General features: G+C 61.8%; 16 protein-coding genes. 2 read left to right on the forward strand and 14 right to left on the reverse strand.

Features of this window, described 5'->3' with window-relative positions; translation table 11 throughout:
- Positions 1 to 68: 68 nt before the first annotated feature.
- Complete coding sequence (locus tag DN745_RS14810) at positions 69 to 1,031, reverse strand: alpha/beta fold hydrolase (RefSeq protein ID WP_111336023.1); 963 nt, start codon at positions 1,029 to 1,031, stop codon at positions 69 to 71.
- A gap of 303 nt (positions 1,032 to 1,334) precedes the next feature.
- On the opposite strand from DN745_RS14810, the gene DN745_RS14815 reads away from it, so the two are divergent.
- Complete coding sequence (locus DN745_RS14815; RefSeq protein ID WP_111336025.1) at positions 1,335 to 1,625, forward strand: 4Fe-4S dicluster domain-containing protein; 291 nt, start codon at positions 1,335 to 1,337, stop codon at positions 1,623 to 1,625.
- 112 nt (positions 1,626 to 1,737) lie between these two features.
- On the opposite strand, the gene DN745_RS14820 is transcribed toward DN745_RS14815, so the two are convergent.
- Entirely contained in the window at positions 1,738 to 4,137 is a 2,400-nt protein-coding gene (locus DN745_RS14820; RefSeq protein WP_133622010.1) for a hypothetical protein, read from the reverse strand.
- 327 nt (positions 4,138 to 4,464) lie between these two features.
- On the opposite strand from DN745_RS14820, the gene DN745_RS14825 reads away from it, so the two are divergent.
- The gene (locus DN745_RS14825; RefSeq protein WP_111336028.1) at positions 4,465 to 4,977 is read left to right on the forward strand and encodes a hypothetical protein; all 513 of its coding nucleotides are present in this window, start codon (positions 4,465 to 4,467) and stop codon (positions 4,975 to 4,977) included.
- On the opposite strand, the gene DN745_RS14830 is transcribed toward DN745_RS14825, so the two are convergent.
- From DN745_RS14830 to DN745_RS14885, 12 genes are all read right to left on the reverse strand, one after another.
- Entirely contained in the window at positions 4,972 to 5,883 is a 912-nt protein-coding gene (locus tag DN745_RS14830) for a bile acid:sodium symporter family protein (RefSeq protein WP_111336029.1), read from the reverse strand. The two genes, DN745_RS14825 and DN745_RS14830, sit on opposite strands and share 6 nt — an antisense overlap.
- A 96-nt stretch (positions 5,884 to 5,979) precedes the next feature.
- On the reverse strand, positions 5,980 to 6,888 hold the full coding sequence (locus tag DN745_RS14835) for an MBL fold metallo-hydrolase (RefSeq protein WP_204355008.1): 909 nt from the start codon (positions 6,886 to 6,888) through the stop codon (positions 5,980 to 5,982).
- A 49-nt stretch (positions 6,889 to 6,937) separates the two neighbouring features.
- Entirely contained in the window at positions 6,938 to 8,647 is a 1,710-nt protein-coding gene (locus DN745_RS14840) for an AI-2E family transporter (RefSeq protein WP_111336031.1), read from the reverse strand.
- Positions 8,644 to 9,861, reverse strand: coding sequence for a glutamine-hydrolyzing carbamoyl-phosphate synthase small subunit (gene carA, locus DN745_RS14845; protein WP_111336032.1), 1,218 nt, complete (start codon positions 9,859 to 9,861; stop codon positions 8,644 to 8,646). Before carA ends, DN745_RS14840 begins: the two co-directional genes overlap by 4 nt.
- Before the next feature lie 95 nt (positions 9,862 to 9,956).
- Entirely contained in the window at positions 9,957 to 10,922 is a 966-nt protein-coding gene (gene lepB, locus DN745_RS14850; protein WP_204355009.1) for a signal peptidase I, read from the reverse strand.
- A 99-nt stretch (positions 10,923 to 11,021) separates the two neighbouring features.
- Positions 11,022 to 12,839, reverse strand: coding sequence for a translation elongation factor 4 (gene lepA / locus DN745_RS14855; RefSeq protein WP_111336034.1), 1,818 nt, complete (start codon positions 12,837 to 12,839; stop codon positions 11,022 to 11,024).
- 341 nt (positions 12,840 to 13,180) lie between these two features.
- Positions 13,181 to 13,450 (reverse strand): hypothetical protein, encoded by a 270-nt coding sequence (locus DN745_RS14860; protein WP_133622009.1) that lies wholly within the window; start codon positions 13,448 to 13,450, stop codon positions 13,181 to 13,183.
- 340 nt (positions 13,451 to 13,790) lie between these two features.
- Positions 13,791 to 15,590, reverse strand: coding sequence for an Ig-like domain-containing protein (locus tag DN745_RS14865; protein ID WP_111336037.1), 1,800 nt, complete (start codon positions 15,588 to 15,590; stop codon positions 13,791 to 13,793).
- A 411-nt stretch (positions 15,591 to 16,001) separates the two neighbouring features.
- Positions 16,002 to 17,381, reverse strand: coding sequence for a sodium-dependent transporter (locus DN745_RS14870; protein WP_111336038.1), 1,380 nt, complete (start codon positions 17,379 to 17,381; stop codon positions 16,002 to 16,004).
- A 235-nt stretch (positions 17,382 to 17,616) separates the two neighbouring features.
- On the reverse strand, positions 17,617 to 19,440 hold the full coding sequence (locus DN745_RS14875) for an RCC1 domain-containing protein (protein ID WP_162687698.1): 1,824 nt from the start codon (positions 19,438 to 19,440) through the stop codon (positions 17,617 to 17,619).
- 220 nt (positions 19,441 to 19,660) lie between these two features.
- Positions 19,661 to 22,504, reverse strand: a complete 2,844-nt coding sequence (locus tag DN745_RS14880) for an Ig-like domain-containing protein (protein WP_111336041.1) — start codon at positions 22,502 to 22,504, stop codon at positions 19,661 to 19,663.
- A gap of 290 nt (positions 22,505 to 22,794) precedes the next feature.
- Complete coding sequence (locus tag DN745_RS14885; protein ID WP_162687699.1) at positions 22,795 to 26,148, reverse strand: Ig-like domain-containing protein; 3,354 nt, start codon at positions 26,146 to 26,148, stop codon at positions 22,795 to 22,797.
- Positions 26,149 to 26,314: the final 166 nt, after the last annotated feature.

The raw sequence follows: 26,314 nt of genomic DNA on the forward strand, positions 1-26,314 counted from the left end.
ATATAAACAATGCGCGGACCGCCCTGGGTGGTCCGCGCATTTGTTTTTGGTTCGCGGGATTCGCCCCATCACCCCGCCCTTCCCCCGAGCCAGGCGAGCGCCTGGGCCACCACGCCCGTGTCGGCGCCCAGACCGACGTCGAGCGACGGAGGGAAGAATACGTGCCCGCCGGCATCAATGTGGTAGGCCTCGAGGTTTGCCGGGGGATTGCTGATGAGCCCGGGGATCGAGCGACCTGGGATCATCGGATCATTTTGACTGGCCAGGAGCAGCGCGGGGATTCGCAGCTCATCCAGGCGCCGGGTGATGCTCTGCGAGTCATAATAATCCTGGGCGTCGCGAAACCCGAAGCGCGGCACGACGGTCATCGAATCCCAATCGCGCAGGGTGCGCGCGCGCCGGACCTGCTCAATCGGCGTTATCGCCCGGCCACGCGCGTCGACCTGGGCGTAGATCTGGCGAAGCTCGCGCAGGATATATTCGCGGTAGATCTTGCGCGCGGGGGCGTCGAGCCAGGCCTGCACCTCGCCGAGCTCAAGCGGCGGGCAGATGGCCGTCACGCCGCGAACGCGCGGGTCACAACCATCTTCGGTCGCCAGCGTTAGCGCGACGTGACCGCCCAGGGAAAACCCGATCACCCAGACTTTTTTATAGGCGCTAAATTTCGGGTCCCTGAGCGCCGCGTGGACATCCGCGGTCAGCCCCGAGTGATAGATATCCTCGCCGCTGCCCGCGCTGCCGCGCAGGCATAGCCGCAGGCAGGAGCGCCCTGCCCGCTCCACCGCGATCGCCGCGTCGACCAGATACGGGCTCTCGGCGTGCCCGCCGAGCCCGTGGACCAGCACGACCAGCGTATCGGCCCGCGGATGCGCGCGGTAGCGCCCGTGCAGCCGAACCTCGCCGACCGTCGCGTCCTCGAGCACCGTCGACCAGGCTTCGGCCTCGGGCGCGCGCCGCGGGCGCAGGCGGTGGCGCAACGTCGGCGCGATGGTCCAGAGATGACCGGCGAGCGTGTGGGAGAGTCGATTCATGGGCCTTCGCGTGGGTGTTAGGAGGCGTGTCAACTTCGATCAAACGCCTAATAGCGCATCGAGCCCGACCTCGCAAAATGACAATCTCCCGCGGGGCGCCCGGGAATCCGCCAAGAATCCCACAAACAAGGCGCTCAACCCGAATATCCCCCGCAATAGCCTTGACGCAACCCGCCCCGCACGCGTAATAAATTGCACGCGGATTGGACCTGTACGCGGGTCCGAAATCCCACAAAAATTTCCCCTTATCACCAGAAGTGCTGCGCCCAGTCCACTTCGCGCGCATAGCATCAGGAGAACTCCATGACCTTTGTAATCACCGAACCCTGCGAGGGCGTCTGCGACGCCTCATGCGTCGAAGTTTGCCCCGTTGACTGCATTCACGGCCCGATCTCCGTCGACGAAATCCAGAGTCTCCAGGCTGCCGGCGAAGAAGCCCAGCTCGCTGGAATCCAACTCTATATCGACCCCGATATCTGCATCGACTGCGGCGCCTGCGAGCCGGAATGCCCCGTCGAAGCGATCTTCGAGGAGTGGGATGTGCCGGAAGAGTGGAGCGACTATACGCTCAAGAACGCCGAGTTCTTCCAATAATTCGGCCGCCGAATTCGGTCGGCTCAACATCGCGTTGAGCGACTGAGAAGACGAAAAAACACCACCCGCCGGGTGGTGTTTTTTGTTCTTGAGTGGCCTAGACCCGGCCCGACTAGAAGTCGACGCGTTTCCCAAGCCCGTCGACCGTGACGCTTTGCTCGACGCCGCCGACTGTAATCTTATGCGGGGTGTGCATCACCTTCTGATGCTCGTAGGCCTGCCCCACCGCCCCGCCACTGTCATCGCCGCTCCACTCTGTGGGACGAATGGTCATCTGGGCGAGGGCGACCTCAAGGTTGCCCTGAGCGTCGAGCGCGCCGCTATAGACCTCCTGTCCGTCGACGTCTTTGATCGAGACCGACTCACCGGGCGCACCGCTCAACGCCACGGTCCACTTGACCCGGTAATACGCGCGAATACTCACCCGACGCCACCAAACATCATCGACCGCCGCGCCGCCCTCAAAGACCGGGTCGATGAGTTCGTGGTCATAGCTCTCGTAGGCCCCGTCAAATACGATGGTGTGGTAGTCGGGATGATCGCCGGTTTTCACCAACTTCGTGCCAATGAAGGTATGGCGATTGCCGCGCCCATAAGAGTCGCCGAAGCGGATATTCGCCAGGTTCGACACGAGCATATTGTCGATATAAAACGTGGGGTTATGGTCGGGACGCGTGGCGTGGACACCCTGGGTCACCACCGGCGCGGCGTCGAGGGTCTGGGGGTCCTCGGCGCTGATATTCACATAATTATCCTCAAAGATCGTGTTGGTGATGGTGGCGTCGCTGAATAGCTCGGTGCCGCGCATGATGGCCCCGTCGCGCGCGCGCCCCACGATGACATTGTCCCGGTAGTGCAGGTTCTCGCGCACCTGCCCGCCGCCGCCATAATTGGTGATGCGAAACCCGTTGAGCGAATCCATATCGCCCCAGTCTTCGAAATAACGCCGGCTCTCGGTGCGCACGCTCTCGAGCTGCACGAGGTTCTGCTCCACCGACAGGTCAAGGTGCGCCCAGCCCAAGGCGATGGAGTGATAGCCGCTCAAAAAGATCTTATTTCTGCGCACCTCGCCGGCTGGCGTGTCGGGCCTGGAGTGCGGCTGGATGGCAAAGGAGTTGGTCGACCAACTGTCAACATAGATCTCATTATCGCGAATCGAGTTCGCCTGGCGCAGCCCATTTTGCCGGGTGCGTTTGACCAGGTTATGGGCGAATTCGTAGTCATTGGCGATCTCGTTCTGGGCGTTGGAGTCTGTGATCTGCACCGGACGCCCACCACCAGAACCGTGGCGATTGAGGATCTCAAAGCCGCGGTCCATAAAGTTATTATGGTGCAGGCGCACGCTATTTTTGGGGTACCGCAGGAAAACCGCGAATACCTGGGCTGCCTGGTAGAGCACCGAAACACCTGCAATCTCGACATCACCCACGCCCGACAGATAGATGGCGTGAACGCCGTTGCTGCCATTATTTCCGACGTGCCCCTCTTCGATGATGCCGTTGAGCACGCGCACGCCCTGCACCTCGTTGGAGCGCGCCCAGATACCGCTGGCGGCGGTGGCGGCCTGACCGGCGTCGGGGTTCGGCACGGCGACGTTGGCGTAGACGATTCGATGCCCGTTCAGGTCGACGGTCACGTCGCTGGCGGTGATCGCGAGCGCGGTGCCATCGCTGATAATATCCTCGGTCAACACGTAGGTCGCACCGGCCTGGTCGAGCATATAGGGCGGCCCGGCGAGTTGACCGGGCAACTCAATGACCCCGTTGAGGTCACCGGTCTTAAACTCACCGAGGGTCGACACGAGCGTCTCGCCGCTCTCGCCACGCGCGATGCGCCGATAATAATAGGTCGTGTCGGGTTGCAGCCCACGCAGATGATGCACCTGGGTGAAGAAATAGCGCTCACTCTCGTCAACCGACTCGGTCAACGCGTCAGGCGACGTCCCGTATTCGATCGCGCCGCGCACCGGCAGCGTCGTCTCGAACGCGATGGTGGCCGAGTGGCTTGACGCATGAAGCCAATCCCCGGCGGGGACAAAATCGAGGGTCTCGCCGGTGTATTTCTGCAGGAGCGGCTGGTTGGTCGGGCCAAAATAACTGAGCGCAAATTCGTTGAACGTGTCGTAGAGGGCCTCGGGCGAATAACTCGCCTCAAGCGCATCTTTATCGAGCGCCTCGTAGGCCGCGCGCGCTGCGGCGCGCCGCGCTTCGTCGACCTCGAGCGGGTTTTCGCTGCGCACCTCATCGACCGCCCCGCTCGGATAACCCCCGGCGTCCTCGCCGCCACCCTGGCCATCCTCGCCGCCGATATCCTCGGCATTGGCATCCGGAGAATCCCCCGAATCGCCCAAGTCACCGGACTCATCCGCGTCTTGGGAGCCGTTATTTGAAGTAGATATTCCACCGTCCAGGGTACCGCTATCATGCGTGGATTGGTCGCTCCCGCAACCGATCATCAACGCGAAGATGGCGATATAGAGTATTTTGGCGGCGATCGGCTTTTGGCTCATCACATTAGACCTCATCGAGTTAAATCAGGATCAGTCAATTTCATCGCCCAACATTGATGAACGCTCGCAAATGGGCAGTCATTATTCGGGACGATAGGCCACGCGCTCGAAACGCGCGAGTGAGCGGATAGGTACGGATTGATGGCGGCGAGGTTAACATATTTTGGCCGTATTCCGCCAGTATTTGCGGGCGGATGGCCCAAAGTACTCGCGAAATCTAATGCGGTGTTCATATTATAAAATACGCGAATCACAACCTGCCAGCAGTCGATCTACCACTTGGATCTCGCGCCAGAATTCAGCAAAAAGACCGCTCTAGCGAGGGAAATCATGACCCTAAATACCCTGCGCCCCACCGACGACCCCGGGCTTCGTGCGCTCGCCGAGGACACCGAAAAGATGCTCCAGCGCATCGACGCGCTCTGTGAAGCGCTGCAAAAAGAGGTGCGTGGAGCCAGGGGCGTGGAGGCGGCGAATCGCACGCTCTATGCCGACGACGCGTCGAACTCGCGTGCGATTCCGATCGGGGTTATACTGGCGGACGACGACACGGAAATCATGCGCGCGATTGGGCTGATCGGCACCCACTCCCGCGGGGTAATGTTGGTCGAGGCGAGCGTTAGACGACCCGGCGCGACGCCCGCGCGGGGTGAGCGATTGGGGGAGGAGCGCGTGGCGCGCGACGCGGCGGCGGAGCCGAAGACCTATTTCAGGTTTCCAGACGATAACGGCGTGTTCTCGCAGGCAACCCTGCGCTGCGTAAACGCGGGCAAATCGCGGGCCGACCGCTTGCTTAGCTGCCCGATGGACTCGGGCAGCAATGAAGAACCCGCGCGCTTATGAGTCGCTCAGGGCCGTGCTCGCCACGGCGGCGCCGTTGATCTCAGAGGGCTTTTTTAGCACCCCGAAATAATACATCACCACCGCGCCGGTCCCGAACATAATCAGGCTATAGACGCCGGGAATTACCGCAAGGTCGCCGCGCTCCAGGATCGAAGTGGCGATGACGATGGCGAGTGTGCCGTTCTGGATGCCGGTCTCAATCGAGATGGCGACGGCCTGCGGCGCCTTGAGCTGCAGCAGTCGCGCGCTGGCGTAACCAAGCGACATCATCAGGATATTGAGGGTGCCGGTGACGACGCTCAGTTCGAGGAAATGGACCTTAATGACCTCGATATTCGCCGCGACCACGCCGCCGAGAATCGCCACGAAGATCACCGTCGAGCCGATGCGCGCCGGGCGCTCCATCTTGGCGGCGAACGCCGGCTTGAAGCGGCGCACCAACATCCCCAGGCTAATCGGCACCACCGTGATCGCCACGATCTGAAGAATCGTGTCGAGCAGCGGCACCGAAAATTGCTGCGCCTCCCCCATAAAGGTATTCATCGAGAAGATCAGGATCAGCGGAATCGTCACCACCACGATGACCCCGCTGATCGCGGTGAGCGTCACCGAGAGCGCGGCGTCACCGCGCGACACAAAGGTGATCAAATTCGAGGTCACCCCGCCCGGACAACACGCGATCAGCATCAGCCCAACCGCCATCACCGGGTCAAGCTGAAAGAGGTGCGCCAGGCCAAACGCCACCAACGGCAACAACACGAGCTGGTTCACCAGCCCGACCGCCACCGCCTTCGGGTAAAGCACCACCCGCTTAAAATCATCGACCACCAACGAAAGCCCCACCCCAAGCATGATGATAAACAATGCGAGGGGCAAAACCACCGACGTTAAGACGCTCTCTTCCATGACGACGCTCGGGTTCAAGTCATATTTATATGCGTTGCAGAGCGTTTATTATTCGTCGGAAGAGGGGTTGGCGTCAATGGGGGTGGGGGGGCGTAATCACAACCGCCCCGCCTCCTTCAACTTCCAATAGCGCATCAACCCGGTCACCGACATAAAGCTGGGGTTGCCGGCCTCGTAGCGGGTGAGGTCGGCCTCGGAGACTCCGGCCTTGCGCAGTTGTTCCTGGGTATAGGCGACGAAGTCCGTGGTGACCTCGGCTGGCGCTGCGCCCGCATCGAAATGGGGTTTTATCCACATGGCCCAGTCGTCGAGGGTGGCCTCGAGGGCGTCGAGGTGCGCCAGCGGCGCGTCGACCGCGCCGAAGTGGGCCAGGTAGAGGTGCGTGGGGTTGAGGTCGCGAAGGGTCTGGATGGAGCGCTTCCAGGCGTCGACGTCGATGTCTGGCGGCGGGCATGGGGGCACGGGGGGGCCGCCGTGGATCTTGACGCCGGCGACGTCTCCGGCGAAGACCGCGTCGCCGATCTGGTAGGCGTTGTGGTGAACCGCGTGGCCCGGGGTGTAGTGGACGTCGACCTGGACGCCGCCGAGCGTGAGGCGGTCGCCCTCATCGACCGCGACCAGCAACTCCGGGTCGATCGGGTGCATCTCGCCCCACAGGGATTCCATCGCGCCCTGGTAGATGCGCTTGGCCGAGTTCCACAGCTTCTCGGGGTTCTGCATATGCGCAAGCCCGATCGGATGCACGTAGACCTTGGCGCCGTTCTGGGCGAATTTCCAGGCCGCGCCCGCGTGGTCAAAATGGATATGGGTGAGCAGGACGTGGCGCACGTCCTGCCAATCATAACCCTCGGCGGCGATGGCGGTTTTCAAGCCCTCAAAGACCGTCTCAGGCCCGCAGTCCACCAGGATCAGCCCGTCGTCGGACTCGAGCAAATAGACCGCGATGACCGAGGATTCCCCCATAAAACAGGTGTCGAGTGTTTTAATCGTCGGCTGTGAATTCATGGTCTCCCTGGTGTGCCTGGGTCACTAAAAACATAGTAAAAACATAAACTTACCCACCCACGGCGCTGCCGTCGCTGCCCGAGGCTTCCTGGGCTGCGGCCATCTCCTCGGCGGTGAGGCGGTCGCGGATAAATTGGAAGATCTCGAGCAAGATCGAGGTCACCGGCACCGCCAAAAGGGCGCCCACCAGGCCGAAAGCGCTCTCGCCGGCGAGCAGGGCGAAGATGACGATGACCGGGTGGATATGGGCCGAGTTGCCGATGATCTGGGGGTTCAAGATATTGGCTTCGACGAAGTGGATAAACATGATCCAGGCGAAGGCCAAAAACGAGGTCCAGAAGCCGGTCATCAGCCCGACCAGCATGATCGGGATCGTCGAGATCACGGTGCCAAAGACCGGGATCAACGTCAGCACGCCGGCCAAAAGCGAGAGCATCACGCTGAATTTCACGCCGATGAGCGCCAGCCCGATATAGGTCAGCACCCCGTTGATAAGACAGATGATCAACTGGCCGCGCACCACGCCCGACAGGCCGCGGTCGATGCGCCGCATCAGGTCGTCGTAGCCTGGGCGATACTCGCCGGGGAGCATATCGCGGAAGAACCCGTTAAATCGCGGCAAGTCGATCGACATAAAGGCGGCGACCATAAAGGTCAAAATGATCGTGACCAATATCTGGATGATCCCGACGGCCAGGATATGCGCGTAGCTAATCACCGCGGTGATTCGCTCCTGTGAGGTGCTGACAATGCCCTCGATCATCTGGTTAACCCGGGCCTCCAGGTCAATCAGCGTGGCCGGCACTGGGGTGGATTCACGCTTATAGTGGTGGCGATTGCCGCGCTGAACGCTCCAGGAGTCGTCGTCGATTCGGGTCACGACGACCTCGCCCTCGCCCAAGAAAAGCTCAACTTCGCCCTTGTCGCCCGGGACCATGCGCACGACGGCCGAGGGTTGGGCGTCGACAAAAGTCCAACTCCCGTGGGTACCGTAATCGGCGAGTTCCTCGGAGGCGGCAGGCTCCGGGACGCCGCGATAGGTGACCTTGGGGCGCGCCTTTTCGGCGGCGGCTTCGCCGCCCGTTTCGGGCAACTCCGTGCGCACGGTGACGTTCACACCGTTGTCGACCTCAATGATCGTCTCGCCGGTCGACGCGGTCTGTTTGCCCGTCTGTCGGTCCACCTGAAATTTAATATTGGTCGCGCCGCGCGCGCGAGTCAGCGCCAATCCGGTGGCGGTGGCCCGCTGGGTCGCCTCGGTCCAGGCGCTGGCGACGTGCGCTCGCGCCGCGACATGCTCGGTGCCCGGCGGCATAATGGGCAAATATTCGCGCACAAAATTCTGTAATTTCTCGTTAATCCCCGGCAGATTCTTCTGGCGGAAATTCGCCACGGTCTCGGGCACCGTCTCGGCGAATCGCGCCATCTCGTTGAAGAATCGCGGCACCACGACCACGAAGCCAGCCGTCAGAATCCCGAAGAACGCCAGATAAACCGTGATCACCGCGACCCAGCGCGGGAAACGCACCGACATGCGCTTGACGATCGGGTTCATCAAATAAGCGATGGCGATCGCGAAGATGAAGGGCAATAAGATCCGGTGAAAGAGGACCAGAATCAGGGCCAACAGGCCCATCGTCAGCAACGGCAAAAACAAGCGCCGACTACGGCTCATATGCCGATACCAACGCTTCTTATTTCCCTGCTTGGACGCAGATTCTTCGGGAGATTGCTCCGGTTCGTTCAATTGCTGGCTCATGGTTGGACCTCGCGGAGCATCGACATAAAGTCCGCCACGAAATCACTGGTATCATTGGGGTTTACGAGCGCCGGAGGGTCATATTGACGCGCGATAAGCGGCAGCGTTTGATGACGAAAACCCTCGACGCTTCGGTCATTGAGGTTGAGATGAGTAATCTCGAGGGCCTCGGGGAAGCCATCGGCCTGCAAGGCGTAGCCGCGGTTTTGACGGGTCATAAAAACCCGCGAGTTGCGGACTTCCTGGACCGGTTGATTCGGGCCTCGGTGCCCGTTGGCCAACGGCGCGTGCTCTGCGCCGAAGGCGCGCCCCACAAGTTGAAAGCCCATCGAAACCGCCAGCGTCGGCGCGACTTCGGCCGCCTCGCGCAGCATGGCGAGGTCGACGTCCGCGCGCTCCGGGCTCCCCGGACCGCTGGACAAGACAATCCCAGCGGGCGCCAACGCCTTGATATCGGCGAGGCTTGAGGTCGCCGGCGCCAGGGTGAGGCGCACGCCGTAGGCGCTCAGGCGGCGCATGATGCGAAAGCTCGCGCCGAAGTCGACCACCACGATATGGGGCGACGCGTCGGCGGGATCTTTGGGCGCCTCATAGGGCATATATTCGATGCGCGCGTAGCCGAGATCTTCGTGCCCGTCGGGCAGTTTATTGGCGTGCACGCGCACCGAGGTCGGCTGGCGCACTCCGTGCTCGGAGAAGTCGCGCGCGCGAAAGTCGGGGTGCTCGGCGAGTTGCTCGACCCAGCGGGGCGCGTCAGCGGCGGTCTGGCCGCTGACAATGGCGGCCTTCATCTCGCCGTGGTCGCGCAGATAGCGGGTGAGCGCGCGGGTGTCGACGTCGCGGATGGCCACCAGGCCGTGGGCGCGCAGCCAGTCTGGGAGGCTCGAATCCGCGCGATGATTGCTCGGTTTCTCGGTGATGCTGCGCACGATCAAGCCGGCCGCGGCGACGCCCGCAGACTCCATATCCTGGGCGTTCACGCCGTAATTGCCGATATGGGGCGCGCTCAAGCAGAGCAGGTGCCCGGCGCTGGCGGGGTCGCTTAAAAGCTCCTGATAACCCGTTAAGCTCGTATTAAAAACAGCCTGGCCGATGGCGACGCCGGGGGCGCCGGCCGCGTGTCCTTCAAAGCAGCGACCGTCTTCGAGGACGAGAATCGCCGGCTCATTGGGGGAGAATTCACGCGTTGCGGAGGCAGCTTTTTGGGTTTCCATCACGTTTTATACCAGGCTTCCAAAAGAGAGACGGGAGTGCGGCGAATGAGGCGGGGATTATCATGCATGCTCGAGGCGCGCGGACCCACGCCTGCTCAGTGAATCATTTGCCCGATGCGGTTCCATCGGTAGGACTCCTCGCCGATCGACCACCAAATAAACAGCGCGCGCCCCTTTACATTCTGCAGCGGCACTTGCCCCCAACAACGCCCGTCGGAGGAATTGTCGCGATTGTCGCCCATCGTAAAGATATGGCCGGGCTTGACCGTAATCGGCCCGAAATTCTCGTCGGCGCCCGAATATTGCACGGTGTAGGTGTGCCCGTTGAGACGCTTGGTCTCAACGATCTGATGCGGGTAGAGGAAATTGCCGGTGGCGACCTTTCGCAGCCCAAGGCTCTCGACGGGTTTATCGTTGATGAGGATCTGGTTGTCGCGCAACTCGACCTTGTCGCCGGCGACGCCGATGACGCGTTTAATGAAGTCGCGGTCCTCGTCCAGGGTGCTCATCTCGATGCATTGGCGGTGCGACGCGGGTTGCTTGAGCAGATATTCACGCGCCTCTTTGCTGGGGAATTTGAAGACCACGACCTCGCCGCGCTCCACGTCGCTAAACTCGACCATATAGGATTGGGTGAAGGGAACGCGCAGCCCGTAGACAAATTTATTCACGAAAAGATGGTCCCCGACCAGCAGGGTCGGGACCATGCTCTTGCTCGGGATCTTAAACGCTTCGATGACGAACGCGCGCAGCGTCAGCGCGAAGAGCACGGCCAGGCCGATGCTCTCGGCGTATTCGCGGAAGACGCTCTTTTGCTTGCCCTCGAGGTGCTCGTCAAACCAGGGGGTCAGGGTTTCGATATGCTGGTTGAGCGTCGCGATATCCTCGGCGCCGATATCGACCGACTCGATGAGCTGGCGCAGCTCATTAAGGTGCGCCTGGCCGCGATTGCGCACCTCATCGGCCAGACCCAGCGTGCGATCCAGGCGAGTCTGGTTATGACGGACGAACTCCCGCGCGGGGCGCAGGTCGTTCGTATCTATATTTTCCGATGTGCTCACTTCAGGCCTCGTCGCGCCGTCCAACCCTACTGCAATGATGCCACAAAAATCGTATCGCTCGCGTTTCCCCAGACGCCGAAGCGTCTCGGGAGCCGCGCTTTATTCTTCGTCGATGCTCAGCACCGCAAGGAAGGCTTCCTGTGGGATCTCCACGCTGCCGACCATCTTCATGCGCTTTTTGCCCTCTTTCTGGCGCTCAAGCAATTTGCGCTTTCGGCTGATATCGCCGCCATAGCATTTGGCGGTGACGTTCTTGCGCAACGCGCGGATCGTCTCACGCGCGACCACGCGGCTGCCGATAGCGGCCTGGATCGGGATCTCGAAGAGCTGCTGGTGAATGACCTTCTTGAGCTTCTTGGTCAGCGATTTTCCGCGCTCAAACGCGAAGTCGCGGTGGACGATGACGCTGAGCGCGTCGACCACGTCTTTATTGACCAGCACGTCGAGCTTGACCAGGTCGCCGCGGCGATAGTCGATGACCTCATAGTCCAGGCTAGCATAGCCACGCGAGCAGGATTTCAGGCGGTCATAGAAATTATACATGACCTCGTTCATCGGGATCTCGTAGGTCAAGATGATCCGATTCTCGCCGGCGTAGCGCATGTCAACCTGGGTGCCGCGGCGCTCTTCGCACAATTTCAGCACCGGCCCGATATGCTCCGGCGGCACGTGGATCGTGGCGCTGAGATACGGCTCCTCAATGAAGTCGATATATTGCGCGTCAGGCAAATCACAGGGGTTCTCAACCTCCAAGGTTTCGCCGTCCTCGGTGTGCACCCGGTAGATGACCGACGGGGCGGTGGTGATGAGGTCCAGGCCGTATTCGCGCTCCAGGCGCTCCTGGATGATCTCCATATGCAGCAGGCCCAAGAAGCCGCAGCGATACCCGAAGCCCAGCGCCTGGCTGGTCTCGGGCTCGTGGGTGATGCTGGAGTCGTTGAGCGTGAGCTTTTCGAGCGCGTCTTTGAGCGCGGTATAATCCGAGGAATCGACCGGGTAGAACCCGCAGAAGACCATCGGCATGACGTCTTTGAAGCCGGGCAGCGGCTCGGCGGCCTCTTTTTTATATTCGGTGATGGTGTCGCCGACTTTGGCGTCGCCGATGTCTTTGATCATCGTGATCACGAACCCGACCTCGCCGGGCCCAAGGCGGTCGACCGCCACCGGGGCTGGCGTGTAGGTGCCGAGCGCGTCGATCTCACCGCGGGCGCCGCTGGCCATCCACTTGATCTGCTGGCCCTTTCGCAGCTCACCCTCGACCACCCGCACCAGGTTGATCACGCCGCGGTACGTGTCGAACCAACTGTCGAAGACCAGGGCCTTAAGCGGCGCGTCGACGTCGCCCACCGGCGGCGGCACCTGCTTAACGATCGCCTCGAGGATCTCGTGGATGCCGATGCCGTTCTTGGCGCTGGCGCAGACCGCGTCGGTGGCGTCCAGCCCGATGGTGTCCTCGATATCGGCTTTGACCCGTGGGATATCGGCCGCCGGCAGGTCGATTTTATTGAGGACCGGGATGATCTCCAGGTCGGCGTCCAACGCCAGGTACACGTTGGCCACGGTCTGGGCCTCGACGCCCTGAGAGGCGTCGACCACGAGGATCGCGCCCTCACACGCCTGCAGGCTGCGCGAGACCTCGTAGGTGAAGTCGACATGCCCCGGGGTGTCGATCAGGTTGAGCAGGTAGGTCTCGCCGTCGTCGGCCTCGTATTCCAGACGCACCGACTGCGCCTTAATGGTAATCCCGCGCTCGCGCTCGAGATCCATGGAGTCCAGATATTGCTCTTTTTTGTCGCGCGAGGCGATCGCGCGCGTTTCGTCGAGGATGCGATCGGCCAGGGTCGATTTGCCGTGGTCGATATGTGCGATAATCGAGAAATTACGAATTTTGCTCTGGTCAATCTTGCGTTTGGCCATGCTTGAAGTTGTCCGTCACTAAATACGCTCCCTAAAGGATGCGCGATGGGGGTTGCCTGGAACCTGAGAATACGCGCGAGGCACGCTTATTTCCCCGTCGAGGCTTATATTTATTGAGACTTATATCTTATGGATGCTCTTTTTTTTGCGAGATGCGGCTGTATGCAGCCCGACATCGGCGCCGGCTCGACTGCTGGGGCTCCCGAACACAACGATTCGAGTGGATTTTTTATGCCTAATTCAGCGCGAACTCGGCCGCGCGCCTACATAACCCGATGCGCCAGCCGAGGTCAAATAGTCAGCGAGATCTCCCCAGGTATATGGCGGACAAAAAGACGCACTCAGGAGGGAATCTCCTCGGCGTTGCGGATGACCTCTTCCCACTCGCCGGGCTCCAACTCGACCCACTTATCCTGGCCGATATCCCATTTGAGCCGCGCCTGACACCCCTGGCATTGCCGGTACATCCAGGCCGCCGGGACCTTTTCGCCGTCCACCACCAGCGTGGCGGTGCGCATATCGACCGGGCGGATGCGGTCACCGCCGCACTCCGGGCAATTGGGGTGACTCAAGACCTGGCGCATCATCAGCCCGATCAAGACCATCCACACTATAAATATCGCTACCGAGACGAAAAGAATCATATGCACCACCCTGCTTTCGCATCTGCAAGTTTATCCGCGACGCTCTCAACGTCTATCCTAGTGCAATCCCTGCGGCGATGAAATAGCACGCTTTCGCAGCCCTTGTTCAAAGATGCTCACCGATGAATGGGAGGACAACGCGGGAGGGTGGGGCCCAGGTCGCGTTTTTGGCGTTCATGGGTGGGGTTGGGTGGGGTCGTGGTCGCGTTTTGGGCGTGCATGGGTTGGGTCACGTCGCGTCCCGCGGGCTCCCTACGCTTCGCTCCGGTCACCGCGCGGCTAGGAGCCCCCGGGGAGGGAGAGGCGTCTAAAACGTAAGCATGCGCCGGGCCGTCGGCTCGCACCGAGTGGGCCACAGCGGGTCGCCCGTCATTCGTTTCGCTCCCCAGCACCAGACATCGCCACCCTCGGTTAGAACGCAGGCATCAGACAGGGTCACCCAATCCTCGGGCACACCTACGATCGCTGGTTGAATATCATAACGATGGTCCGCAATTCCCCGCTCTGGCGCCTGCTGGCCAAGTCCACAACCTGAATTATCCCCCCAGCATCGAATCTCGCGCTCGGGCGTTGCGCCGCAAAAACCATGCCCATTCTTATAGATATCTACCATGGGGACTTCCCACGCCGTTCGTTGAGGGGTGTCGTGATTCGTTGGGGGCGACTCGATCGGCTGCCCACGCTGCCCGGCATAATTTTGTCCCCAGCACCAAACCTGCTGCTCCTGGGCGTCAACGCTACACAGCGTCGTACCACCACCCACATCATAGAGAGACGCCAGCGCGATAAACGCGCCTGGGGCGCTAATCTCCACGAGGTTATCTTGATCAACCCGCTCGCCATTGCCTAGTTGACCGGCCTCACCCGCCCCCATGCACCGCCAGATCTGCGTTTTGTGCTCTTGCACACACAGGGACGCGCCGGTCATTAGGAGTTCACTAAAGGGGCCCTCCTCCATCAGCACCGGTTCGTATGAGTGCGTTTCGTAGAGGTCGAGGCCGCGACGTATCCAATTACCGCTGATCAACAGATCGCCCCAACAATAGAGCGCGCCCTCTAGCGTAAGCCCACAGGTTGAGTAGGTCCCTACTCTGAGCGCCTTAAAACGCAGCTCGGCGTCGACCATCGTTGGACTTTCAAGAACGTGCGTGTCGAAATCGACCCCGATTCTTCCAAAATAGTTATCCCCCCAACAATACGCCCGGTTTTCGGTTGATAGCGCGCAGGAGAAATTCCCAACACCAGCCGGTCCCCCATACACCGATTTGAAGCGCATCTCATCATCGACCTCGAGCTGCGTAAATTCAGGCATCAAAATACCATCATTATTTTCCTCGCCGGCATATCGATCCATTGTATAGATCTTGCCTTCGGTCGAGATCAGATAACAACCGTTTAAGCATTCCAAAGTCTTGAACTTCAACTCGACACGGAACTCCGCTCGCCCCTCCAGTTCACCTACCCGCGCCAGAACCCCAACCTCGCCGCGTTCGATGCCGGCGAGATTTCCATCATCATCAATCGTCGCAATTTCAGCGGCATCGCTTTGCCACTCGACCGGCAGATTCAGGTTCTCAATTTCGGTATCATCGCTGCGATATGCCTTAAGCCCAAGCGCTACGCTCTGGCCCACACCAACCTCGCGTTGTTCCGGGATGATCTCGATACGATCGATCGAGCTGATCGGGAGCACCTGCACTGCGACGGACGCCCGCGCATCGCCACTGCTGGCGACCAGCGTTGTTTGGCCGGCCTCCCGCGCGCTGACGAGCCCCGATGCATCCACAGTCGCAATTTGAGTGTCTTCGATCTGCCACGACACCGTCGCATTTTCGAGTTGAAGACCCTCCGGATTATAGGCCCGAAATCCCACCTGGACGGATTGGGTCTCGACCGCCTCCACTGGATCTGGCGAGAGAATTAGCTGAGCAACACGCGTCGCGTCATCGGTGTCGGCTGTGCTCTCGTTTGAGTCGAAACCTATGTCGTGAGCAGTCGCATCAGGTGCCGATATATTTTCACGAGTATCGGAGGAGCAAGCCCCCAGGAGGATCAAAAGCAAGCCAAACGATGAAATAAAACAGGAAAAATAACGTGTACGCATCATTTGATACCTTTGATTTAAACACAATTTAGCCCGCCCCGCCGCGGGCTCCCTACGCTTCGCTCCGGTCACCGCGCGGCTACAAGGCCCATGCTACGCATGGTGGAGAGGCGTTCGGTCAACGGAGGTGAATACATGGAACAAAACACCGACCACACGACGCCTCACCCACGGACGAAGCGAAGCGGAGTCCGGCTTTGTAGTCGGGGGTGAGCCCTCGAGAGAAAAGAAGCCCCCGGACGCCACAAAATAATCCAACTCCACGAGCTCTCGCGCCGCTAGGAGCCCCCGGGGAGACGCCACGGACCCGAACCAGGCTCCATCATCGCGACGCCGCGCGCCACGGAACCGAACCACGCGCCATCATTGCGACGACACGCGCCCGATACCCGAACCGCGCCCCATCATCGCCCGTTAAATCCACTCCAGGGTGTGCAAGAGGATCAAGATGATGGCGACCGGCGCCACAAAACGCATCAAAAAGATCCACACCGCGAAGCCGGTGCGGCCGAGGCCGTCGTCCTTGAGCTCGCCCCACAGCTGCTTTGCGTCCACCGCCCAGCCAGCGTAGATCGCCACGCCCAGCCCGTTGAGCACCAGCGCCCAGTTACTGATAAAATAGTCGAGGGTGTCGAAGATGGTCAGCGGCCCCTTGCCGGGCACGGGTATCTTGAAATCCGCCAGGATATTGGTGGACATCACGCTGAGCAAACCGATGGCAAAGATCGTCCCGCCGAAAAAAAGCGTCGCTTTTTTGCGGTCGATGCCGCGCTCGTCGACAAAATACGCCACGGCGACCTCGAGGATGGAGATGCCCGAGGTCAGCGCGGCGAAGCCGAGCAAGAGGAAAAAGAGAGCCGCCCAGAGGCTTCCCATCGGCAGGCTCGCGAAGAGCGACGGCAGGGTCACGAAGACCAGGCCCGGCCCGGTGCCGGGCTCCTGGCCGGCGCTAAAGACGATGCCGAAGATGGTCACGCCGGCGATGAGCGCGATGGCGGTGTCCAGCAGGGCGATCATCATGCCGGACTTGAAGATGCTGCTCTCTTTTTTGAGGTAGCTGCCGTAGACGATCATCACGCCCATGCCCAGGCTCAGCGTGAAGAACGAGTGGCCCACCGCCTCCAAGATCGCGCCCGCGCTGAGCTTGGAGAAGTCCGGGTAGAACATAAAGTTCAGGGCCTGACCCGCGCCGTCGGTGGTCAGCGAATACCCCAGCAGCGTGAGCAGCAGCACCGCAAAGATCGGCATCAAAACCTTGGCGGCGCGCTCAATGCCGCCGGAGACCCCGCCGATGACCACCCCGATACACGCCCCCATAAAGATCGTGTGGAAGGCCAGCGTCTGGTAGGGGTCGGCGATAAATTCACCAAACGCCTCGCCCGAGTTCGCCGCGCTCTCCGGGCTAAATGCGCCGCTGACCGCCTTGACCAGGTACCCCAGGGTCCAGCCGCCCACGACGCTATAAAAGCTCAGCAGCAAGACGGCGGTGACGATGCTCATCCAGCCGAAGAAACCCCACCATTTGCCGCCTCGCGCGGCGCTGGCCAGCGAGCTAAACGCGCCCACCGGCTCCTTTTTGCTCAGCCGGCCCAGCGTCATCTCGGCGAAGAGCAGCGGCAAGCCCACCAGGGCGATGCACACCAGGTACACCAACACGAACGCCCCGCCCCCGTGCTCGCCGGTGATATATGGGAATTTCCACACATTCCCCAGCCCCACGGCCGAGCCGACCGCGGCCAGAATGAAGCCAAAGGAACCGCTCCAGGTCTCGCGCTTTTTTCCTGCTGCGCCCATCAATAATCCTTATACAAATAGATACTATTTTCGCCCCGAACACCCTGCGTCACCTCATGGGCGCGCAGAATTGACCGGGACGTGCGTTCTTATTGCCGGTTCATCGGCAATCATTTGGATGGCAGAAGCATACGTGCTTGGCGGGCGCGCGACAACGCTGCCTCGCAAATATCAGTGTCGGGCGAGTTGCACGCCGAGACCTGGCGGCATCGGAGTCGCTGGTGCGCGGCTCGCCTCAGGGGTTTACGACCGGTTGCGGGGTCCAATGCTGGTCTTCGTTTTCGCCGTTCCCGAGCGGACCACCGTAATTTAAGCCCCAACAATACGCCCGATTCGCGTTGAGCGGCAGCGCGCACGAATGCCTTGCCCCCAGTGAGATGCTGCGCCACCGCTCCCCGCCGGTCACCAGCACTCGGGACTCCTCGCGCGGAGTACGCCCGCCGTTTCCGAGGTTTCCGTAGCTATTATGCCCCCAACAATAGACATCGTCATCGGCGTCGAGCCCGCAGGTATTCGCGGCGCCCGCCGCGATGCTCACATAGGTGTGCGCGGGGTCGGCGCGCACCGGCCTGCTTCGGTCCAGGGTCGTCGCGTCGCCAAGCTGCATCATATCGTTGTGCCCCCAGCAAAAAACCTCGCCGGCGGTGTTGAGCCCGCAGGTATGGTCGTAGCCTCCGGCGAGCATCACAAACTGCTCGCTCGTGTCGACTTGAACCGGCAGCGGGCTATCGACATCTCCGCCATCGCCCAATTGCCCCTGGGTACCGGATCCCCAACAAAATGTCGGCCCCGCCTCACTGATCGCGCATGCATGGTATCCGCCCAGGGTCATCCCGACAAATTTATGCCCAAGCACACGCTTAGGCACCGCGTAGTTCGAGAAATCCCCCTGCCCGAGCTCACCCGATGCATTATACCCCCAACAATAGAGGTCGTGGGATTCCTCTAGCGCACAGCTAAACTCTCGGCTGGCCTCAATCTCAACAAAATTATACGCCCCGCTGACCGCAACCGGCCGCGCAATGATCTCATAATCCGCGTTTCCCAACTGCCCATAATAGCCTGCGCCCCAGCAATAGGCCTGGCCCTGCGCGGTCAACCCGCAGCTATGAAAGTGACCCAGCGAGATCGACTCAAATTTGATCCCGCCGAGCACCGGGGTGGGCACGTAGGCGTCGGTGTCGTGGGCCAGTTCGTTGCCGTCTCCCGAATCGACCGTTCCATGCCCGAGCATACCGTCGGTGCCATTTTGCCCCCAGCAATACGCGTCGCCATTGCTGAGAAGGCCGCAGGAGAAATAGCGCCCCGCTTCGATCTGCTTCCACTCCACGACCTCGACGCTGATGCGGCTGCTCTGGCCTCCAACGGTCGCGATGAGGTCGGTGGCGCCGAGGTCGAGCGCGGTGATCATCCCGCTACCATCGACGCTTAGGACCGCGGCGTCCTCGACCGCCCAGGAGACTTCGACGTCGCCAACCGGGTTGCCGTGTGCGTCGGTCGCGGTGACGACGGCCTGGCGCTCATCGCCCACGAAGACGGCGCCCGGCCCGATCGACAGCTCCAGCAGCGCGCTCACGGACACCGGCACCTCGACGCTAAGCTGACCGCCGTGGCCATCATCGATCGATGCGCTCACGGTGGTCGTGCCGACGCCCACCGCGAAGAGTTCGACGGAGCCAGGCGTCGCTGAGTCAATCGTGGCGACTTCGGTGTCGGCGCTGCTCCAGCGCAGCTCCTGCGCGCTGAACTCTTCGCCCAGACCCGCGGTGATCGTGGCCGTTAGTTGGGCTGTTTCGCCGACGACAAACGCGACGGACGCCGGCTGCGCGGTGAGGGCTGGCGCGGAGGCATCGGGCTCGGTGTCCGCCTCGATATCGACGGCGTCGCCTGCGTCCGGGCCTGCGCCGGTATCGCCCACGGCGTCGACAGAGTCGCGCGACGATACGGGCGCCTCGATTTCTTGGTAAAGTGAGCAAGACGAGGCTCCCACCAGGGAAAATAGCACGAGCGAAATAACGCGATCCCAGCGTATCTTGGACGAACTCCAACGACTCCTCACACCGTCTCCTTCTGGCTCGCATCTATTGAATATCGACGTGCTCAAGGTAAGCCGCGGTCTCGGGCATCCAAACCCATCCCCTCAAACCGCCACATCGCCTGGGCCCTGGCCGCACCTAACCCCAACGCCTTCAACTCACTAAGCACTTATAATAAATCAGGTTATCGCATCAAATAGCGCTCCACAACCCCGTTTGAGCGCATTCACCAGGCGATGATAATCAGGGGTTCGAGACAGGCTCGGGCTTAACATAGACCTCCATTTCCCCGTCATTGCCAACGCTCCCGAAGCGGTTGTCTCCCCAACATAGCGCCGCCGTGGAATTCCTCGCCTGGCCGCAGCTATGATGGACGCCCAATGAGAGATCGAGCCAGGCAAAATCGCCGGAGACCAGCGTTCGGGACGGCTCGACCAGGTTGGCCGCGCCATTCCCCAGGTCTCCAAATCTATTGCCCCCCCAACAATGAACCTTGTCGAAGCCATCCTTCGCGCAGGTCGAGTCGCCCCCGAGGTAGAACTCGGAATATCGGTACGGGGCGTCCGCGAGGACGGGCGTTGAGCGATTGACGAATCCGCCATCCCCCAATTGCGAGGATTGATTGTGCCCCCAGCAATAGAGCTCCTTACGCTCGTTGAGCCCACAGGTATGATTTCGACCTGCCGCAATTTTTTGAAAAGTCTCAGGGGTCGAGACGCGGACGGGGACCACGCTCGAGGTATTGCTGCCATCCCCTAATTGCCCGAACTCCCCGGCGCCCGAGCAATAGACATCCCCGATGCTATGAAGACCGCAGGAATGATTGGCCCCGATGGCGATGGCCTGAACATCGTCGATAATGAACTGAGGCAGGTTGTAGTTCTCCAATCCCCCCGCACCGACCCCAATCTGGCCGACGTCATTGCCGCCCCAACAATAGAGCTTAGACCCGGTGTCAATCGCACAGGTATGGTGCTCGCCGATCTGTATTTCCTCGAAACGAAGCGTGGTGGCTACAGCGACGGGCGCCGCGCTGTCGCTATATGCCCCCTGCCCCAACTGCCCCAGATCTCCGGCCCCCCAACAATAGGCTTTGCCAACGTCGGTAAGCCCACATGTATGAAAATAGCCGGCCGCGATGGTCTTAAATTGAACCCCTCCAACCACCGGGACCGGCTCCTTGGCACTCTGGTCGCCTACCAACCGCTGGTTATCGGGCCCGGAGTCAACGTTACCGGTGCCGAGCACGCCATTGGTGGTATTTCGGCCCCAGCAATAGGCGTCGCCATTGGAGAGAACGCCGCAGGAGTAAAAATTGCCCGCGCTGAGTTGCTGCCACTGGACAACCTCGACCGTGGCGCGCCCCTTTTTGCCATTGACGGTGGCAACAATCTGGGCGGTGCCCAGCGCTTGCGCCGTGACCAACCCATTGGCATCGACCGTGGCGATGGATGGCATTTCGGAGCTCCATGCGACGTCAGCCCCGTTGATGACGGCGTCATTTTGGTCGTGGGCCAACGCCTCGAGTTGCGCGCTGTCGCCGACTAAAAGCAGCACCCTATCTGGAACGGTCCTCACGCTGGCGACCGCCGGCAGTGAGATCACCGGGACCCCCGCCATGACCCGCCCGCCGTCCACGGACGCGGTCAACGTCACGGATCCGGCCGATATCGCGTCCACCCGCGCGCTCATCCCGGAGGACTCGCCGATCCTTACGGCGTCGGGGTTCGGGCTCGACCAGGCGACCTCCAGCCCACTGACCGGCCGCCCCGCAAGGTCCAATGCCTCCGCCAATAACTCCCTGGATTCGCCCACGTGAAATTTAAGGAAGCCGGGCGACACACTTAGGGAGCGCGGCCGCGACACGACCGTCAGCACCGCCGCTCCCTCCACCCCTTCGGCCGTCGCCGAGATTCGCGCCCGCCCTGCGGCCTGGGTGACGACCCGGCCGCCACCGTCGACGGTGGCCACCCCGGGGCTGTCACTCTCCCAGGTCGTTTGCACCGAGCGCGTCAGGATATTGCCAGCCCCGTCTCGCAGCTCAGCGCTGAACTGCAGGGTGCTCGTCACCTCTAACTCCTGGCTGCTCGGGGTGACCTCCACCTCGCGCACCGGGTCATTTACGCTGAACTCCACCGACCCGGTGACCGCGTCAATCGTCGCGCTGATGCGCGCCAGCCCGCCGCGGTGGGCGGTGAGGAGGCCGTCGCCAGAGACCGACAAGACCGTGGGGTCCGAGCTGGCCCAGGTGACTGGGCCAGCGGGCATAACATCCCCACGAATATTTTTGGGTATCGCGCTCAACTGCAACGTCTCGGCCACCTCGATGCTCGAGACCTCCGGCGAGAGCGCGACCTCGGTGAGGACATTCTCGACGGTGACCTGAGCGCGGGCCTCGACGCCGTCCACGCCGGCGATGATGCCGACAACCCCGCCGCCCTCGCCGGTCACCAGCCCCTGGGCGTCGACGCTTGCGATCGCGGCGTCCTCAGAGCGCCAGTCGACCTGCCGGCCACTGAGTTCGTTGCCCGACGCGTCGCGCAGAACTGCGCTCAGCTGCACCGTGTCGAGCACGTCGATGACCGCGACCTCGGGGGACACCACGACCGTCTGAACCGCAACGCTGACCGTCACCTGCGCCTCGGCCTGGTGACCACCGCTGGCCGCGATAATCGTGGCCTCGCCCAACTGGAGCCCTTCGACCAACCCCGAGGAATCCACCGACGCAACCTCGGGCTTTGAGCTCAACCAGCTCACCTCGCGCCCACTCAAGACCTCGTCGCCCTCCCCATAGAGCGTGACCGACAACTGACGCGTCGCCCCCACGCCCAGGTCAACGAGCGCGGGCTCCAAGGCGACCCTCGCCACAGGTATCGGGAGCGCGGCGTCCGCAGCATCGCTCGCGTCCGGATCGCCCTTCTCGGCGGTGGTATCCTCCGAGCCCGCGTCGTCGTCCTTCGTCGTCGCTTCCTCAAGCGGCTCAACGTCCTCGTAAATCGCGCAGGCCGACGCGCCCAAAAGTCCGACACAGACAACGAAAATCGCGAGCGGCAAGCGCAGGCTGTACAATAATAGATCGCGCTTCATTGGGGCTCCTTCTAATCCAGCGAATCGACGGCGAGTGCCGCGGTTGACAGGGTGGTCGCGCGGATATGCCTAAAAGGCTGGGGCCTGACATTCCCCAAGCAACCCACGTCCATATGGCGTTCGGTTCAATTCGAAAATTATATAAATGAACCACCCAGAGCACAACACTAAGGGTCGCCGGGTGTTGTGATTTATCGAGCGACCCTTGAGTGTGGCTCTGCCTGGAGCCCAATGCAAATTTTTGGGGGGCGCATCGCCCCAAAAGCGCTGCGCGCGGAGGGGAGGCGGGGCTACGGGTTTGTGACGGCCTTGGGGATGGAGAGATATTCCTGGGGAGCGCCATCGCCGACCTGGCCGAAGTCGTTGTCGCCCCAGCAGTAAGCCGGGTCACCCGCGGCGGTCAGCCCACAGGTATGTTGGAGCCCGAGGGAGAAATCCATCCACTTATAGCCGCCCGAGACGAGCACGCGCGAGGGCTCGCTGCCATTTACGGTGCCATTGCCCAGGTTCCCCTGGCCATTGAAGCCCCAGCAATAGACGTCCTCATTGGTGTCGCGCCCGCAGGCCGCGACTCCGCCGGCGAAGACGGTCGTATAGGTATAGCCGGGGTCGGCGCGAACCGGGCTTAGGCGGTTGGTCGTGGTTGCGTCGCCCAACATCGCGCGGTGATTATCGCCCCAGCAATAGACCTCGCCGCTGGCGTTGATCCCACAGGTGAAATTATTGCCCGCCGACAGGGCCACGAATTCCTCGGCCGTCTCGACCAGCACCGGCGACTGGCTGCCGGTCGTATTCCCGTCCCCAACCTGCCCGAGGTTGCCTTTTCCCCAACAATAGGTCGACCCGGTCACGGCGATCGCGCAGGTATGCAGGCTGCCGACGGCGAAGTCGGTAAACTGATGCCCGGAGATGCGCCGCGGGGCGGAATACGAACTCGCTGAGCCGGCCCCCTGCCCGAGTTGGCCGTCGCCGTTATAGCCCCAACAATACAGGTTATTCTCGGTGTCGAGCGCGCAGGTATGATTGGCGCCCAAACGGATCGCGGTGAACTCATACGCCCCGTTGACCGGGAGCGGCGTGGGGCTGCCGGAACCACCGCCGGTTCCCAAATGACCCGCGCCGTTCGCCCCCCAACAATAGGCCTTGCCCGTCTCGCTCAACCCGCAGGTATGAAACGAACCGGTCGAAATGGACTTAAAGCGCCCGCGCGGCCCGCTGACGCGCACCGGCGTGACGGCGTTCGCGTCACCGACCAGATTATTCTCATCCGGCCCGGAATCCTTGGTGCCATTGCCGAGCACCCCATCGGTCGTGTTTTGCCCCCAGCAATAGGCATCGCCATTGCTGACCACGCCGCAGGAATAGTGCTGGCCGGCGCTGATGTCCGTCCACTTCACCACGTCGACGATCGTGGAGTCGACCTTGCCGTTGCTGGTCGCGATAATCTCCGAGCGACCAACCGCCACGGCCGAGACCAGGCCAGCGGCGCTCACCGTAGCGACCTGCGGATCCGACGAAGACCAGCTAATCGCGGCGCCGCTGATGATTTCGCTATTAAAGTCGTAGGCCTTTGCCTCAAGCTGGGCCTGGTCGCCGGGGAATAGCGACACATAATCCGGGTTGACGCTCACCGACTCGACCACCGCCTTGGAGGTCACCGAGACCGTGGTCTGAATGGTTGCGCCACCGCCACTATTCACCACCGCGACCACGATCGCGTTCCCGCTTCGAAGCGCGGTGAGATCGGCGGTCAACGGTGCGCTCGACGTCACATTCACGGTCGCCCCCGCGTTGGTCGACCACTGCACGGTGACGTTGGTTATCGGCTGATTATTCGCGTCGCGCACGTCGGCGATAAGTTCGCGGGAGTCGCCAATATTAAAGACCACCGTGCTCGGCGAAACCGTGATGGAACGCGGCAGCGTCACCACCGTAATCGCGGCCGAACCCTGGATCCCGCCGACGCTCGCCACGATATTGACGACGCCCTTGGAGACCGCGGTCACCCGACCGCTGGCCGAGACCGTCGCGATCGAGTTATTCTCGCTGCTCCACACAATTGGGCTGCCGCTGGAGATCGTGTTGCCGCCTTTATCCTTCAGCGTAGCGCTCAGGTCGAGCGTTTGGGTCACCTCAATGCTTGCGCTCGACGGCGTCACCTGGACGCTATGGACCGGGGCGTCGACCGTGACCTCGGCGGTGCCAGTGATATTGTCGATCTGGGCGGTGATGGTCGCCGTGCCGCCCTTCATCGCGCTGATCACGCCGCTGCTACTGACCTGAGCGACGGTGGGATCCGACGAGGTCCAGGTGGCCGTGCGGTTGGGGATCACGTTGCCGCGGATATTCTTGGCCAGCGCCGTCAACTGCATAGTGTCGGTGACCTCGAGGGTCGGGGTGTCCGGCGTGATATCCACCGAGATGACCACGTTCTCGACCGTGACCTGCGCGCTCGCGGTGACGCCCTCGACGGTGGCCGTGATCTGCACGATCCCGCCCTCTCGCCCGGTGACCACGCCGAAGGAGTCCACCGACGCGATGGAGGAGTCCAGCGAGCGCCAGGTCACCACGCGGCCGCTGAGTTCGTTGCCCCCGGCGTCGCGCACAATCGCGCTTAATTGGACCGTGCCGAGCACTTCCACCGACGCCGGGTCCGGCGACACCAGCACGGTCGCCACGGGATTGGCCACCAGGACGTCGATCGAGTCACTGACGCCCTCACTGCTCGCTGTTATCCGGACGGTGCCGCCGACGACGCCGAATACGAGGCCGTCGGCGTCGACCGTGGCGATGCTCTGGTCCGCGCTCGACCAGGAGATCGCGCGCCCGCTGAGTTCATTGCCCGCCGCGTCGCGCAAGGTCGCGCTTAATTGCAGGTTCTCCGAAACCCCCACCGAAGCGGGGCGCGGCGAGAGCTGGAGCGTCGTCACCGGCGCGCTGACCTCGACCGACACGTCGGCCTGCTTGCCTCCGCTGACCGCGCGCACCGTCGCGCTGCCTTCGCGCAGCCCCTCGACACGCCCGGTGTCGTCTACCGACACGATAGTGGGGGCCGAGGTCGACCAGACGACCTCGCTATCGACCAACACAAAATCATTGGCCCCGTAGACCGTGGCGCTCAGCTGTGCGCCCTGAGTGACGTCGAGGGCCAGCGAAGACGGGTCAATCTCGACGCGCTCCACCGGCATCGAAACGACGACATCCACCGTCGCGCTCACACCTTCGGCGCTGACCTCGATGGCGGTCCGACCGAGCGCGACCGCCTCAACCAGGCCGGTCGCGTCCACGGTCGCGATGGTTTCATCGTCGCTTCGCCAGACGAACTCTGCGCCGCTGACCGCCTGGCCATCGGCGTCGTTGAGCACCGCAGATAACTGATGTGTTTGAAGCACTTCGAGCATCAAAGACGCATCGGAGACCACGATTTCGAAGAGTGGCTCTTCACCCGCGTCCGCGTCGGATTGGGCGTCGGTGTCAGCGTCAGCATCGGGCTGCGCGTCGACATCCAATTCGGCATCTGCACCGGCATCGGCGTCCTCGCCCGCCGCGTCCGCCACATCCGCATCGCTACGAATATCAGCGTCATCGGGCTTGGCCCCGAGCGGCTCAAAATCCTCGTAGAGCGCGCAAGAAGACCCGCCCATGAGTGCGATGCAAACAAAGATAATAGTGAAGGAGAAGGGGAGGCGCCTCATTGAAGATCCTTTTTTCCTGGCAGAAACTCGACTTGCTAACTCGGACGTGCGCCCACTCCTCACTATAAGACACGACCAAATACGGTTCAAGCACGTTGACGCATAAGCTGAGGTC

Source organism: Bradymonas sediminis (assembly GCF_003258315.1).
GTDB lineage: Bacteria > Myxococcota_A > Bradymonadia > Bradymonadales > Bradymonadaceae > Bradymonas > Bradymonas sediminis.